The organism is Schumannella soli (genome assembly GCF_006517435.1).
Classification (GTDB): Bacteria; Actinomycetota; Actinomycetes; order Actinomycetales; family Microbacteriaceae; genus Schumannella; species Schumannella soli.
Map to the genome: position 1 here is coordinate 457,592 of NZ_VHQG01000002.1, position 14,012 is coordinate 471,603.

A 14,012-nucleotide genomic window follows, 5' to 3' on the forward strand; every position below is an offset into this window, starting at 1 on the left:
CTCACCGGAGACACATCACGCGTATGACCGCACTGGCTGAGCAGACCGCTCCGGCCGTGACCGACCGCGGCGTCGGAGGCAGCACCACCCGCCTCCGGCGCCGCGGCCCGGCGTGGCTGGGGCTCGCGCCCTTCGGCGTCTACGTGCTGCTGTTCCTCGCCGTGCCGGCGATCCTCGCTGTCACCAGCGGTTTCGCCGACAACGAGGGGCGCTTCACCTTCGCCAACTTCGCCGCACTGGCGGACCCGAACATCCTGCAGGGACTGTGGGCATCCATCTGGATCTCCGCCGTCACCGCGATCATCGGCGGCGTCATCGGCGCGCTGATCTGCTACGCCCTGCTCGCCATGAAGCCGGACGGCGCCGTGCGCTCGATCGTCGACTCGGCATCCAGTGTGCTCGCGCAGTTCGGCGGCGTCATGCTCGCCTTCGCGTTCATCGCCACGATCGGCGCGAACGGCCTGATCACGAGCCTGCTCAAGGACTGGGGGTGGATCGAGAACCCGCTCAACAGCTTCAACGGCGGCGGCGTCATGATCTACCAGATCCCCGGCCTCGTCGTGGTCTACCTCTACTTCCAGATCCCGCTCATGGTGTTGACCTTCCTGCCCGCGCTGCAGGGACTCAAGGGCACCTGGGCCGAGGCGAACGCCACCCTCGGCGGCACCCGCCTGCAGTACTGGCTGCGCATCGGCGGACCCGTGCTGCTGCCCGCCTTCCTCGGCAGCCTCATCCTGCTGTTCGCCAACTCCTTCTCCTCGTACGCGACCGCCGCGGCGCTCGTGTCGCAGGGCGGCATCGTGCCCCTCGCGATCCGCCAGCAGCTGACGAGCGAGACCGTGCTCGGCGTCTCGAACGTCGCCGGCGTGCTCGCTCTCGTCATGGTGATCGTCATGGTCGTGCTGATGACCGCCTACGCCGCGCTCCAGCGCCGCACCGGGCGCTGGCAGAACGGAGGCCGCTCGTGAGCGCGCCCCGCTTCGCCGCCGAGCCGTCGCGCGCGACGAGCTCGATCATACTCATCGCCGCCGCCGTGCTCTTCCTGCTGCCGATCGTGGCGATGCTCGAGTTCTCGTTCCGGCAGGGCCAGCGCGTCGACGGCGTGCAGAACTACGGCCCGCAGCACTGGCAGGGCGTCTTCGACCCGGCGAACTCCTTCAAGTACCAGGGGCTGCTCGAGGGCATCGGCAACTCGCTGCTGATCTGCCTGCTCACGGTCGTGATCGTGCTCGTGCTGCTGCTGCCGGTCATGATCCTCGTCGAGCTGCGCTTCCCGAAGCTGCGCCGCGTGCTCGAGTTCATCTGCATCATCCCGATCACGATCCCCGCGATCGTGCTCGTCGTCGGCTACGTGCCGGTCTACGGCGTCGTGGCGCAGATCTTCGGCAGCGTGCCGTGGACGATCGCCTTCGCCGCCGGGATCATCGTACTGCCCTACGCCTACCGCCCGATCGCGGCGAACATGGCGGGCGTCGAGCTCACGGTGCTCAGCGAGGCCAGCCGCTCGCTCGGGGCCGGATGGGGGCGCACGCTGTTCTCGGTGATCCTGCCGAACCTGCGCCGCGGCATCCTCGCCTCCTGCTTCATCACGATCGCCGTCGTGCTCGGCGAGTACACGATCGCCGCGTTCCTGGCGCAGAACACCTTCCAGACCGCGCTCGTGCTGATCAACCACACCGACTCCTACGTCTCCGTCATCTTCGCCGTGCTGGCGCTGCTGTTCGGATTCGTGCTCCTGCTCGTCATCGGCCGCGTGGGCGCGGTCGGAACCCGGCGCGAACGCCGAACCCGGAGGACCGCATGACCATCGAGACCGGCACCCCCGCCACCGAGACCGCGATCGCCGCCGGCAGCGGCGCCCGTGTCGAGCTGCGCGGCGTGATCAAGGACTACGCGGGTCATCGCGCTCTCACCGGCGTGAACCTCACCATGGAGCCCGGGGAGTTCATCGCCCTGCTCGGCCCGAGCGGCTGCGGCAAGACCACGGTGCTGCGCGCGCTCTCGGGGCTGGAGAGCATCACCGAGGGCCGCATCCTCATCGACGGCGTGGATGTCGCTCCGGTTCCGGTGAACAAGCGCGACATCGGCATGGTGTTCCAGGCCTACTCGCTCTTCCCGCACATGACCGCGCAGCAGAACGTCGAGTACGGGCTGCGGATGCGCAAGGTCGCCGCAGCCGAGCGTCGCACCCGCGCCGCCGAGGCGCTCGAGATGGTCGGCCTCGGGCATCTGGGGGAGCGCTTCGCGCACCAGATGTCGGGCGGCCAGCAGCAGCGCGTCGCCCTCGCCCGCGCTCTCGTCACCCGTCCCCGCGTGCTGCTGCTCGACGAGCCGCTGTCGGCGCTGGACGCGAAGGTGCGCGTGTCGCTGCGCGACGAGATCCGCCGCATCCAGACCGAGCTGGGCATCACGACCCTCTTCGTGACGCACGACCAGGAGGAGGCGCTCGCCGTCGCCGACCGCGTCGCCGTCATGCGCGAGGGCAACATCGAGCAGATCGGCAGCCCCGAAGACCTCTACACGCGGCCCGCGACGTCGTTCGTCGCGACCTTCGTGGGTCTCAGCAACCCGATCGACGCCGAGCTCGCCGGCTCGACCGTGCGCCTGCTCGGCACCGAGTTGCCGCTGCTCGGCACCGGGCCCGCCGACGGCCCCGTCACCGCCTATGTGCGCCCGGAGGACATCCGCTTCGCCGACTCCGGCATCCCGGCGACGGTCGTCGTGTCGAGCTTCCTCGGCTCGCTGCGCCGCACTCAGCTGCGCCTCGACGACGGCACGCTCGTGCAGGTGCAGCACGAGGTGAGCACGGTGCCGCAGCAGGGCGAGACCGTGCACCTGCAGCTCGAGGCGCGACCGGTCAGCGTGGCGGCACGCACCGTCGTCTGACGGCTCGCGGCTCGCGCTGCGATCTGCCGCTCCCTGGTGCGGCGGGCGCCGGGTCTCCGGCTGACTGGACGCCCGCCGCGCGTGCGCACCGAGCCCGCCGAGAGGCGCGCCGGTGCGGCCGGGGAGGCTGCCGGGCGCGGCCCTAGACTCGTGCGCATGGCCGTATTCCGCTCGCGTGATGAACGCCGCAACGACGCGCTCCGCCGGGAGACCCTCGACTCGGTGAGCCCCGGCATGAGGATCGCCGCGGCCTGGTCGTGGCGCATCCTCGTCGTCGCCGCTGCCCTCGCCCTGCTCGGGTTCCTGATCGTGCAGCTGCGCATGATCGTGGTCCCGCTCCTCGTGGCCGTCGTGCTCGCGGCACTGCTCGTGCCGTTCAAGAACTGGCTGCAGCGGCACGGCTGGCCGAAGGGTCTCGCGGTCGCGGTCAGCGAGATCGGCGTGATCGCGATCATCGGAGGTCTGCTCACGCTCGTCGTGCTGCAGATCCGATCGGGGTATCCGGCGCTCGAGAAGCGCACGAAGTCCCAGTACGACGCGCTGACGGACTGGTTGCACGGGCCGCCGTTCAACCTCAGCGATAAAGACATCGCCGGGTACCTCGACCAGGCCTGGAAAGCGATTCAGGCTGACTCCTCGAACCTGCTCTCCGGCGCCCTCGACATCGGATCGACCGCGGGACACTTCCTCGCCGGCATACTCATCGTGCTCTTCTCGACACTGTTCATCCTCATCGACGGCAAGCGCATCTTCCACTGGCTCGTGCGCCTGTTCCCGAAGAAGGCGCGCGACGCGGTGCGCGGTGCCGGCGAGTCCGGTTGGCTGACGCTGACTCGCTTCGTGAAAGTGCAGATCTTCGTCGCCTTCGTGGATGCGGTGGGCATCGGCCTCGGCGCCTTCATCCTGGGGTTGTTCACCGGCGGCTTCCCGCTCGTGATCCCAATTGCGGTCGCCGTGTTCCTGGGGTCGTTCATCCCCGTCGTCGGCGCGGTCGTCTCCGGCGTTCTCGCCGTCTTCGTCGCCCTCGTCTTTCTCGGGCCGGTTCCGGCGATCATCATGCTCGGCATCGTGATCCTCGTTCAGCAGATCGAGGGCCACGTGCTGCAGCCCTTCGTCATGGGAACCGCGGTCAAGGTGCACCCGCTCGCCGTCGTGCTCGGCGTCGCGGCCGGCGGCTTCATCGCGGGCATCCCCGGCGCCTTCTTCGCCGTGCCGGCCATCGCCACGCTCAACGTCATGATCGGGTACGTGGCCAGAGGAGAATGGCGCACGAACCCCCACCCCGATCTGAGAGACGTGACCACGGATGTCCGATAGCCGCGCCGCCGTCGACCCCGCAGCCGTCGAGGTGCCGCTGCCCGGACCGACTCTCGTCGACATCCGCGCCGCGCGCGAGCGTCTCGCCGGCGTCGTCGAGACGACGCCGATCCAGGGCTCGCGGTTCCTCGACGATCTGCTCGGCGTGAAGGTGCGGCTCAAGGCCGAGAACCTGCAGCGCACCGGCTCGTACAAGATCCGCGGCGCCTTCAACCGGCTCTCGCAGCTCTCGCCGGAGGAGCGCGATCGCGGGGTCGTCGCAGCCTCGGCCGGCAACCACGCGCAGGGCGTCGCCCTCGCGGCCCGCGAGCTCGGCATCAAGGCCACGATCTTCATGCCGATCGGCGTCGCCCTGCCGAAGCTGCAGGCCACCCGCGGCTACGGCGCCGATGTCGTGCTGCACGGCCACGTCGTCGACGAGACGCTCGCCGCGGCGGCCGAGTTCGCCGATCGCACCGGCGCGGTCATCATCCCGCCCTTCGATCACCCGGATGTCGTGGCCGGCCAGGGTACGCTCGCCTACGAGATCCTCGAGCAGGTGCCCGACGTCGCCAACGTGGTCGTGCCGATCGGCGGCGGCGGACTCATCGCCGGCGTCGCGACCGCCTTCGCCCAGCTCGAGCCCGAGATCGGTCGTCGCGTGCGTGTGATCGGCGTGCAGGCCGCCAACGCCGCCGCATACCCGCCCTCGTTGTCGGCGGGGGAGCCGGTGACGATCATCACCTCGCCGACGATCGCCGACGGCATCCACGTCGCCCGCCCCGGTCGCCTCAACTTCGACCTCGTGCAGCGCACGGTCGACACGGTCGTGACGGTCGACGACGACGACACAGCCCGCGCCCTGCTGGTGCTGCTCGAGCGGGCGAAGCTCGTCGTCGAGCCGGCGGGCGCCGTCGGCGTCGGCGCCGCCCTCTCCGGGGCGCTGCGCGGCATCGAGGGCACGACCGTGTTCCTGCTCAGCGGCGGCAACATCGACCCGATGGTCATGGAGCGCGTGATCGGCCGCGGACTCGCCGCCTCGGCCCGCTATCTCAAGGTGCGCATCCCGCTGCCCGACCGCCCCGGCCAGCTCTCGACGATCTCGGCGCTCATCGCCGAGGCGAACGCGAATGTCGTCGAGGTGCTGCACACGCGGCACGGACTCGGTCTGCAGATCAGCGAGGTCTCGATCGAGATCCACATGGAGACCCGCGGGCAGGAGCACGCCGAGCAGGTGCTGCAGACGCTGCGCGAGGCCGGATATCGGCCGTACGTCGAAGACGCCTGAGTCGCTCTCGCTCTCGCTGGCGGTTCGGACATACTCGAACGGCGGCCATCCTCTCGGATGACCGCCGTTCGCGTTCGTGCGGGAAGCCCCGCGGGGGCTCAGCCCCGGTAGGTCTCGACGTCGACGATCTCGACGCTGATCTCGCGGCCGTTCGGCGCGGTGTAGCTGGCCTTGTCGCCGATCTTGAGACCGAGGATGGCCTGGCCGAGGGCGCTGGTCTGCGGGTAGACGTCGAGGTCGGCGCCGTCGTCGGCGATCTCGCGGCTGCCGAGCAGGAACTTCGACTCGTCGCCGGCGATCTTCGCGGTCACGACGGTGCCGTTCTCGACGACGCCGTGGCTTTCGGGCGCGTCACCGACGGTCGCATCCTTCAGCAGCGCCGTCAGCGAGCGGATGCGCGCCTCGATCTTGCCCTGCTCGTCCTTGGCGGCGTGGTAGCCGCCGTTCTCCTTGAGGTCGCCCTCCTCGCGCGCCGCCTCGATCTTCTTGGCGATGTCGGCGCGGGCGGGTCCGCTCAGCTCGGCGAGCTCGGCGGAGAGACGGTCGTAGGCCTCCTGGGTGAGCCAGGTGGTCGGAGCCGTGTCGGTCATAGGAGTACTCCCTTGGTACCGGGGTGTCGGGTCCGTGCCGTGCGCGGAACACCCCTGACAAAACCAAGAGACCGGCCGAGCGGGCCGGTCTCTGAATTCGCGTCAGTCTAGGAGAGCCAGCAGCGGTTGATCAAGCCCGTCACAGCCCGCTCGGAGGTGCGTACGGTCTCGCTGAACTGCCGCACCTGCTGATCGCTCGCGGGCAGTCGCACGATCTTCCAGCCGACGATGCCGTGGTTGTCGTTCTGGGCTTCGACGGCGCAGCTGACCTCGGTGTTCACGGGGGCGGTGAGCGACCACCGCACGGTCGTCTCGGTCGCGGTGGTGTCGTGGCCGAGGTCGGTGGCTTCGAGCTGGGCCTTCGCGCCGAGGATGCCCGTCCACAGCACCCACGACACGACGAGCACGGCGAGCACGACACCGCCGACGATCGCGAGGATGCGGCGGTTCGTCCGTCGGTTCGGACTCCGGCCGTAGCGGGCGTCGAGGGCGGCCGCGAATGCGGGCGAAGCCGGCCGGGCGGATGCGTCCGTAGCGGGTGCCGACGGGGTGGATGTGCGGGTCGCCGAGGTGTCGGCGGCTGCGCCCTGCTCCGTGCTCACGTCCAACTCCGTCCGACTACGCTGGAACCCAGGTTATTCGTTCGGCTCGAGGGGAACATCCACGGTGCACCTGGCTCTGCTCACGGCGGTCGCGCCCTCACCGTCCCCGTCGGGCCCGCCGGACGTCCTCGTCACCCCGGGACCGTGGGGCTTCATCGCCATCGCGGGCATCGCGATCGCCGCGATCCTGCTGATCCTCGACATGGTGCGGCGCACGCGACGCCTGCGCTACCGCGTCGAGATCCGCGAGAAGCTCGAGGCCGAGCGCGCCGCCGCCGCCGGCGAGGCGGTCGACCCGGATCTCGCTGACGGCCACGACCACGGTCTGCTCGGCGACGACGACCCGCGCCGCGCACACGAGTAGGGCCCGAGGGGTGGCCCCGGCTTCGGTTGTGGCTCTGCCTCCGGTCGGGGTTGTGGCTGTGGCTGTGGCTGTGGACAACTTCCCCGCGGAGTAGACCGCGTGCTCTAGCGTCGGAGCATGCCCCGTCGCCCCGTCCCGCTGCTGCTCGCGTTCGCGACAGCCGCCGCGGTGACGGTGTCGCTGACGGGATGCGTCGGCGGGGGAGCCGATTCGCCCTCGCCCAAACCGACCGCCTCGAAGAGCGCGCTGTTCTCCTCCGACGAGGAGGCCCTGAAGGCAGCCGAGAAGGCCTACCAGGCGTACCTCGACGTAACTAACAAAGTCGGACATGGGGGCTGGAAAGACAGCTCTGACCTTGCATCAGTGATGGAGGGCGACCTTCTCAAGACAGAGACGGCCGGGGCCAAAGACTTCGCTGCGAGAGGTTACGTGCTGTTGGGGGACAGCTCGATGGACTCGATGAGAGTCCAATCTGCACGGCCACCAGTGGTCGTCTACGTCTGTAGAGATGTGTCAAAGACTGACGTCGTCGATTCCTCTGGCAAGTCGATAGTTCCTGCCGAACGTCAATCCAGGGTCCCACTGCAGGTCACGTTTGGAGATCGGGACGGAACTTTGATCGTGAGTAGGAGCGTCACGTGGTCCGGCGACGACTTCTGCTGATCGCACTCGCTGCAATTCTTTCGGTGCCGCTCGGAGGGGCCGGCATTGCGCAATCGAACGATCAGTGCGGATCCACCTCGGTCTTCACCGGCGCCTGCACGTTTGATGGTGGAGTCAAAGTTGGAGGTACGCGGCCGGGCTCGGGAGGCCAGCCTGATGGCGGAGGGACATCGGACGCTCCCCCTTCCAATAGCAACGCTTCACCTGACGCCGGAGGTGGCGGGGTAGCGCCTGCCGTGCCGGCCTGCCAGGACCAGCTCTGCGACTCGCTCGCGCTCGAGGCCGCGAATGGCGGTCCGATCACGGTCAGCGACATCGCGACGTTCATCCCGCAGAAGCCGACGGCGCGCACCGAGCCGAAGGGCTGGGGCGTCCGCGGGCTCGACACGAACTTCATCGGGTCGGCATCCACCCACACCGTCACGGGCACGCTGCTCGGCGCGACGGCGCAGGTGCGCTTCGCGCCGACCGGCTATCGCTTCGACTACGGCGATGGCAGCAGCGTGCGCAGCACGAAGACCGGCGGCGCGACCTGGGCGAAGCAGGGTCTGCGTGCGTTCGACCCGACGCCGACCAGCCACGTCTACCGCATCAAGGGCACCTACGCGGCGACCGTCTCGGTCGTCTACCGCGCCGAGTACCGGGTCGACGGAATGCCCGACTGGGTCGCCGTGCAGGGCACCCTGACGATCCCGGCCGACGCGCCGCTCAGCATCCGCATCGCCGACGCGACGACCGTGCTCGTCGACAAGGACTGCCGGCAGAACCCCAGCGGTCCCGGCTGCGGTCCCTGACCAGGACCCGACGGGTTCCGGCTACAGCGCAGGCGGGTTGATCGTGATCAGCAGGATGCCCACCCACTGGCACAGGAACGCGATCACCGTGCAGCTGTGGAACATCTCGTGGAACCCGAACACGCCCGGCACCGGATTCGGCCGCTTCGTGCCGTAGAAGATCGCGCCGGTCGTGTACGCCGCGCCGCCGACGAGGATCAGCACCATCGTCGCCACGTTCGCGTTCACCAGATCGACGATGTAGAGCATCGCCGCCCATCCCAGGGCCAGATACAGCGGCACGTACAGCCAGCGCGGCGCGCCCAGCCAGAAGATGCGGAAGCCGATCCCGAGCAGTGCCCCACCCCACACGATCGACAGCAGCACGACCGCCTTCGTCGTCGGCAGACAGCACACCGCGATCGGCGTGTACGTGCCCGCGATGAGAAGGAAGATGTTCGAGTGATCCAGGCGCCGGAACAGCGCCTTCACCTTCGGGCTCCAGTTGATGCGGTGATACGTCGCGCTGATGCCGAACAGCAGCAGCGACGAGAGCATGAACACCGCCGCGGCGGCGCGCGCGGCCGTGTTCGCGGCGACGAGCATCAGCACGATGCCGAGCACGATCGCCAGCGGGAACGTCGCCAGATGGATCCAGCCGCGCCACGTCGGCTTCACGTCGCCGGCGGCCGGCGGGTGCTCGATCGCATCGGCGACCAGGGGGATGTGGTCGCGCTCGAGGTCTGCCGGTGCCGCCATGGCCCGATACTAGGCCCGGGCCGTCCCGGGAATCTGTGCGGATCGGTGGACTAGCGTTGGCCCGTGAGTGAGCGGCGCGAGACCGGGGGCAGCGGACTGCTCTACGGGCTGTACCAGTCCCGGCTGCGGCGCGGACTGCTCGGGCGTCAGCTGCCGCAGCACGTCGCCATGATCATCGACGGCAACCGCCGCTGGGCCCGCCTGCGGGCGCTCGAGACCGCCGCCCACGGCCACCGCGCCGGAGCCGCGAAGATGCACGAGTTCCTGCGCTGGTGCGACGACCTCGGCATCCGCGTCGTCACCCTCTACCTGCTGTCGACCGACAACCTGAAGAGCCGGCAGAGCGCCGAGCTCGACCAGCTCGTCGACATCATCGCCGGACTCGCCGACGACATCTCCCGCGAGCCGACCTGGCGGGTGCAGCACGTCGGCGCGAGCGACGGGCTGCCCGACTCGCTCATCGAATCGCTGAGACAGGCCGAGCACCGCACCGCCGAGCACACCGGACTGCACGTCAACCTCGCCGTCGGCTACGGCGGCCGACGGGAGATCGCGGATGCGATGCGCAGCATCGTCGAGCAGCACAGCGCCGGCGGCGGCACCCTCGACGACCTCGCCGAGCTGCTGACGCCCGAGACGATCGGGGAGCACCTCTACACGCAGGGGCAGCCCGACCCCGACCTCATCATCCGCACCAGCGGCGAGCAGCGCCTCAGCGACTTCATGCTCTGGCAGAGCGCGCACAGCGAGTTCTACTTCGTCGAAGCGCTCGGACCCGACCTGCGCGAAGTCGACTTCCTGCGCGCGGTGCGCGACTACGCCAGCCGGCACCGGCGGTTCGGGCAGTGAGCCCCCTGCTCGGCCGGCGCCGCGACGCGGATGCGGAGGCAACCCGCGCCGTGCTCGCCGCCTACCTCGACACCTTCGGCGAAGAACCCGGCTGGCTCGACTTCGGCCGCTTCGGACCGATGGGGCGCGCGGCCCTCGATGAGGAGGCCGGTCTGCGCCACGTGCTCGAGCACGTGCGATTCGGCGCCCTCGCCGTGACCGACGGCCAGCACGAGCGGGTCAAACGCGCCGTCGCCGCCGTCACCGGATTCCGCCCCGACCAGGTCGTCTTCCAGCCGAACACGACCCAGGCCCTCACGCACGCCGTCTTCGGCGTGACCGGCGACATCGCGCTCTCCCTCGGCGAGTTCCCGGCCCTGCCTTTCGCGGTGCAACGCGCGAGCGAGGTGCTCAAGGTCGGCGCGCCGCGCTGGATCGGCACCGATCACGGACGCGTGACGCCGGGCAACCTGCGCGACCAGCTCGACTCGCGGGTCGCCGCCGTCGCGGTGTCGCTCGTCGACTACCGCACCGGCTACCTGGCCGACCTCGACGGCATCCGCCAGGTCATCGGCGACCGGCTGCTCATCGTCGACGCCATGCAGGGCTTCGGGGTCGTGGATGCGCCGCTGCACCTCGCCGACGTCGTCGCCGCGGGCGGGCAGAAGTGGGTGCGCGCCGGCTGGGGCACCGGATTCCTCGCGCTGAGCGACCGCGCTCTCGACCGGCTCACGCCGGTGTGGTCGGGATGGACCGGAACGGACTCGCCGACCCAGCCGATGGACGAGGTGCTGCCGCCGGCCCGCGGCGCATCCGCGTTCCAGCTGACCAACGGCGACCCCGTCGCCCAGGCGCGACTCGCGGCCGCGCTCGAGCAGCTCGCCGACCTCGGCGTCGACCTGGTGCAGGAGAAGGTGGCGAGCACCGTCTCGCGCATCATCGACCTCGCCGACGAGCACGGCATCCCGATCGCGTCACCGCGCGCCGAAGACGAGCGGGCCGGCATCGTCGTGCTCGACCCGGGCGCCGACCGACTCACGGCCCTCACCGCGGCGCTGCACAACCACGGCATCTCGGCGACGACCCGCGACGGACGGGTGCGGCTCAGCCCGCACGCGTCGACCAGCGAGGAGACCCTGGAGATGCTCGCCTCCGCCCTCGTCTCCTTCGCGACGACATCGCCGCTCTGAGTGCCGGGCCGACCCGCTCGACGGCGTCGCCGACCCGCGCGCGGGGCGCTCACGGCGAGAGTTAACCGACACGACACATCCGCGGGCGTGTCTAAGCCGGCGGCACGCGCCGAGCAGGCTTAGCGTCGGCCTTGTCAGACACGGCGTCTGACCGGAGCGGCCACATAAGTTCGCCTCCGACGAGCCCCCTGGCCGCTCTGAAATCAGGAACCGGATGCCCCGCATCCGGGCAAGGAGTGGCTAGTGCCCGCGCTCGACGAATCCCTGCAGTCCTCGCCCATCGCCGCCGGAAAGACCAGCCGGCGCACCACCAGGAAGCAGGGGGAGCGCACGTACGTGCTCGACACCTCCGTGCTTCTCAGCGACCCGCACGCCCTGTTCCGCTTCGCGGAGCACGCGGTCGTGCTGCCGGTCGTGGTCATCGCCGAACTCGAGGCCAAACGCCACGACCCCGAGATCGGCTACTTCGCGCGGCAGGCGCTGCGCCTCCTCGACGAGATGCGCATCGAGCACGAGCGCCTCGACTTCCCGATCCCGGTGGGGGATGCGGGCGGCAGCATGCGCGTCGAGCTGAACCACTCCAACATGTCGGTGCTGCCCTCGGGACTGCAGCTGAACGACAACGACTCGCGCATCCTCGCCGTCGCCCTCAACCTGGCCGGCGACGGGCTCGACGTCACGGTCGTGTCGAAGGATCTGCCCCTGCGCGTCAAAGCCGCCTCGATCGGCCTCGCCGCCGAGGAGTACCGCGCCGAGCTCGCGCCCGAGTCGGGCTGGACCGGCATGGCGGAGGTCGACCTGTCGAGCGAGCAGATGGCCGAGCTCTACGACGCCGACAGGCTGTCGACGCGCGCGGTCGCCGACCTGCCGATCAACACGAGTCTGGTGCTGCGCTCCGACCGGGGCAGCGCGCTCGGTCGGGTCACCGGCAAGGGCGAGCTGAGCGTCGTGCGCGGCGACCGCGACGTCTTCGGGTTGCACGGCCGCAGCGCCGAGCAGCGCCTCGCGATCGACCTGCTGCTCGACCCCGAGATCGGCATCGTGTCGCTCGGCGGTCGCGCCGGAACCGGCAAGAGCGCCCTCGCCCTGTGCGCCGGCCTCGAGGCCGTGCTCGAGAAGCAGCAGCACCGCAAGATCATGGTGTTCCGTCCGCTCTATGCGGTCGGCGGTCAGGAGCTCGGCTACCTGCCCGGTGACGCCCAGGAGAAGATGAACCCCTGGGGCCAGGCCGTCTTCGACACCCTCGGCGCCCTCGTGAGCGAGAACGTTCTCGAGGAGGTCATGGAGCGCGGGCTGCTCGAGGTGCTGCCGCTCACGCACATCCGCGGCCGTTCACTGCACGACGCCTTCGTGATCGTCGACGAGGCGCAGTCGCTCGAGCGCAACGTGCTGCTGACGGTGCTCTCGCGCATCGGCCAGAACTCGCGCGTCGTGCTCACCCACGACGTCGCGCAGCGCGACAACCTGCGCGTCGGCCGCCACGACGGCGTCGCGAGCGTCATCGAGACGCTCAAGGGGCACCCGCTGTTCGCGCACATCACCCTGACCCGCTCCGAGCGCTCCGCCGTGGCTGCGCTCGTGACCGAGCTGCTGGAGTCGAACGAGCTCGCCTGATCGTCCCCGACGACGGAGCCCCTCGCATCCTGCCCGCCCCTGACGGCGCGGGTGGATGCGGCGGGCTCCGTCGTCGGATCTCGCGTCGCGTGTGGGGTGGCGTCCGGCGGCTTCCGGTGGTGTCAGCCGCCGATGTCGAGGCGCAGCGTCAGCACGTCGCCGACGTCGAGCTCGTGACGGTCCTGCACGGCCTTCTTGATCGGCACGATGAACGAGCCGTCCTTCGGCCAGAGCGAGGTCGTCCAGCTCGTGGTCGTGCCGTCGCGGTCGAGGTGCACGGTGGCGGGGATCATGCCCCAGCCGTAGGTCACGGCGCCGGCGACCGTGTGGATCTCCGCCGCCTCGGCGGGCGACACCGCGACGAAGTGCCACGGGGCCGGGCCGCGCCAGTAGAAGATCTCGCCCTCGACGACCAGCTGCATGCGCCCAGGCTAGGCGGTGGGACGTGCGCACCCGCGGCGGGATCGTCGGCCTGTGGAGAACTCCCGCGGCCGTCGACACGACTCGCCTACCGTGACCCGGGTGACGAGACCGGCAGCCGCAGCGCCCACGACCGCGGGCGCGGTCGCGCACTCGACCGCGACGCGGCCCGCTCGGACGCCCCGGCGGATGCTCCCCGCGAGGCTGATCTGGCAGGCGCCGCTCACACTCGGCCTCGTCGCCGTCGTGCTCGCCGTGTCGGGCGCGCGGCTCGCGACGATCCCGGCGCTCGCGCTCGCCGCCGTCACCGCGGAACTGGCGCGTATCGACGCGACCGAGCAACGGCTGCCGAACCTGCTGACCGTGCCGGTGATCGCGCTCGGCGTGGCCGTGCTCGGCATCCGCGTCGCGGTCGGTGAGGTGTCGGTCGGCGCGATCACGACGATCGCGGTCGTCGCCGCCGTCGTGCTGCTGCTCGGCTTCATCGGGGCGTTCGGCATGGGCGACGCCAAGCTCGTGATCGCGATGGCGCTCGCCGGTCCGACGGCTCTCGTCACGATCGTCGCGCCGGTGCTGGGAACGCTGATCGGCGGTGTCGCCGCCGTCGTGGTGCTGGTGCGCAACGGGCGAGGGCGACGGCTGCCGCTCGGGCCGTTCCTGCTCGCGGGATGGACGATCGCGCTGGGCGCGCAGCTGCTGCTGACGGTGCTGCGCTGACGGTGCTGCGCTGACGGTGCTG

General features: G+C 70.2%; 16 protein-coding genes. 12 read left to right on the plus strand and 4 right to left on the minus strand.

The genetic code is table 11. The features are described 5' to 3' along the window. The first annotated feature begins 23 nt into the window (after nucleotides 1–23). The 5 genes from FJ657_RS07830 (at nucleotide 24) to ilvA (ending at nucleotide 5,470) form a co-directional block, all read left to right on the plus strand. Nucleotides 24–968, plus strand: coding sequence for an ABC transporter permease (locus FJ657_RS07830; protein ID WP_255447209.1), 945 nt, complete (start codon nucleotides 24–26; stop codon nucleotides 966–968). Continuing rightward, complete coding sequence (locus FJ657_RS07835) at nucleotides 965–1,804, plus strand: ABC transporter permease (protein ID WP_255447210.1); 840 nt, start codon at nucleotides 965–967, stop codon at nucleotides 1,802–1,804. Before FJ657_RS07830 ends, FJ657_RS07835 begins: the two co-directional genes overlap by 4 nt. Next, on the plus strand, nucleotides 1,801–2,886 hold the full coding sequence (locus tag FJ657_RS07840; protein ID WP_141163130.1) for an ABC transporter ATP-binding protein: 1,086 nt from the start codon (nucleotides 1,801–1,803) through the stop codon (nucleotides 2,884–2,886). The genes FJ657_RS07835 and FJ657_RS07840 overlap by 4 nt, the downstream gene beginning before the upstream one ends. A gap of 156 nt (nucleotides 2,887–3,042) precedes the next feature. Then, the gene (locus FJ657_RS07845; RefSeq protein WP_141163131.1) at nucleotides 3,043–4,203 is read left to right on the plus strand and encodes an AI-2E family transporter; all 1,161 of its coding nucleotides are present in this window, start codon (nucleotides 3,043–3,045) and stop codon (nucleotides 4,201–4,203) included. Further along, the gene (gene ilvA, locus FJ657_RS07850) at nucleotides 4,193–5,470 is read left to right on the plus strand and encodes a threonine ammonia-lyase (protein ID WP_141163132.1); all 1,278 of its coding nucleotides are present in this window, start codon (nucleotides 4,193–4,195) and stop codon (nucleotides 5,468–5,470) included. Before FJ657_RS07845 ends, ilvA begins: the two co-directional genes overlap by 11 nt. A 98-nt stretch (nucleotides 5,471–5,568) precedes the next feature. Here the strand turns inward: ilvA and greA are convergent, their stop codons facing one another. Next, nucleotides 5,569–6,060, minus strand: coding sequence for a transcription elongation factor GreA (gene greA, locus FJ657_RS07855; protein WP_141163133.1), 492 nt, complete (start codon nucleotides 6,058–6,060; stop codon nucleotides 5,569–5,571). A gap of 107 nt (nucleotides 6,061–6,167) precedes the next feature. Continuing rightward, a complete protein-coding gene (locus tag FJ657_RS07860) occupies nucleotides 6,168–6,662 on the minus strand; it encodes a DUF4307 domain-containing protein (RefSeq protein WP_181408911.1) in 495 nt (164 codons plus the stop codon). Between the two features lie 64 nt (nucleotides 6,663–6,726). Between FJ657_RS07860 and FJ657_RS07865 the strand changes: the two genes are divergently transcribed. From FJ657_RS07865 to FJ657_RS07875, 3 genes are all read left to right on the plus strand, one after another. Beyond that, on the plus strand, nucleotides 6,727–7,026 hold the full coding sequence (locus FJ657_RS07865; RefSeq protein WP_141163135.1) for a hypothetical protein: 300 nt from the start codon (nucleotides 6,727–6,729) through the stop codon (nucleotides 7,024–7,026). 117 nt (nucleotides 7,027–7,143) lie between these two features. Next, nucleotides 7,144–7,689, plus strand: a complete 546-nt coding sequence (locus tag FJ657_RS07870; RefSeq protein WP_141163136.1) for a hypothetical protein — start codon at nucleotides 7,144–7,146, stop codon at nucleotides 7,687–7,689. Between the two features lie 236 nt (nucleotides 7,690–7,925). Beyond that, the gene (locus FJ657_RS07875) at nucleotides 7,926–8,483 is read left to right on the plus strand and encodes a hypothetical protein (protein ID WP_141163137.1); all 558 of its coding nucleotides are present in this window, start codon (nucleotides 7,926–7,928) and stop codon (nucleotides 8,481–8,483) included. Between the two features lie 21 nt (nucleotides 8,484–8,504). On the opposite strand, the gene trhA is transcribed toward FJ657_RS07875, so the two are convergent. After that, nucleotides 8,505–9,221: a PAQR family membrane homeostasis protein TrhA gene (trhA, locus tag FJ657_RS07880; RefSeq protein WP_141163138.1), complete on the minus strand. Its 717-nt coding sequence runs from the start codon at nucleotides 9,219–9,221 to the stop codon at nucleotides 8,505–8,507. 63 nt (nucleotides 9,222–9,284) lie between these two features. On the opposite strand from trhA, the gene FJ657_RS07885 reads away from it, so the two are divergent. The 3 genes from FJ657_RS07885 to phoH2 all read left to right on the plus strand — a co-directional run bounded on the left by FJ657_RS07885 (nucleotide 9,285) and on the right by phoH2 (nucleotide 12,853). Beyond that, the gene (locus FJ657_RS07885) at nucleotides 9,285–10,070 is read left to right on the plus strand and encodes an isoprenyl transferase (RefSeq protein ID WP_141163139.1); all 786 of its coding nucleotides are present in this window, start codon (nucleotides 9,285–9,287) and stop codon (nucleotides 10,068–10,070) included. Beyond that, nucleotides 10,067–11,239 carry an aminotransferase class V-fold PLP-dependent enzyme gene (locus tag FJ657_RS07890; RefSeq protein ID WP_255447211.1) on the plus strand — a complete coding sequence of 391 codons (1,173 nt, stop codon included), beginning with the start codon at nucleotides 10,067–10,069 and terminating at the stop codon, nucleotides 11,237–11,239. The genes FJ657_RS07885 and FJ657_RS07890 overlap by 4 nt, the downstream gene beginning before the upstream one ends. Nucleotides 11,240–11,503: 264 nt before the next feature. Next, nucleotides 11,504–12,853, plus strand: a complete 1,350-nt coding sequence (gene phoH2, locus FJ657_RS07895) for an RNA 5'-3' helicase PhoH2 (RefSeq protein WP_181408958.1) — start codon at nucleotides 11,504–11,506, stop codon at nucleotides 12,851–12,853. Nucleotides 12,854–12,975: 122 nt separating this feature from the next. Here the strand turns inward: phoH2 and FJ657_RS07900 are convergent, their stop codons facing one another. Then, entirely contained in the window at nucleotides 12,976–13,275 is a 300-nt protein-coding gene (locus FJ657_RS07900) for a DUF1905 domain-containing protein (protein ID WP_141163140.1), read from the minus strand. Between the two features lie 100 nt (nucleotides 13,276–13,375). Between FJ657_RS07900 and FJ657_RS07905 the strand changes: the two genes are divergently transcribed. Beyond that, entirely contained in the window at nucleotides 13,376–13,990 is a 615-nt protein-coding gene (locus FJ657_RS07905) for a prepilin peptidase (protein WP_141163141.1), read from the plus strand. Nucleotides 13,991–14,012 lie beyond the last annotated feature (22 nt).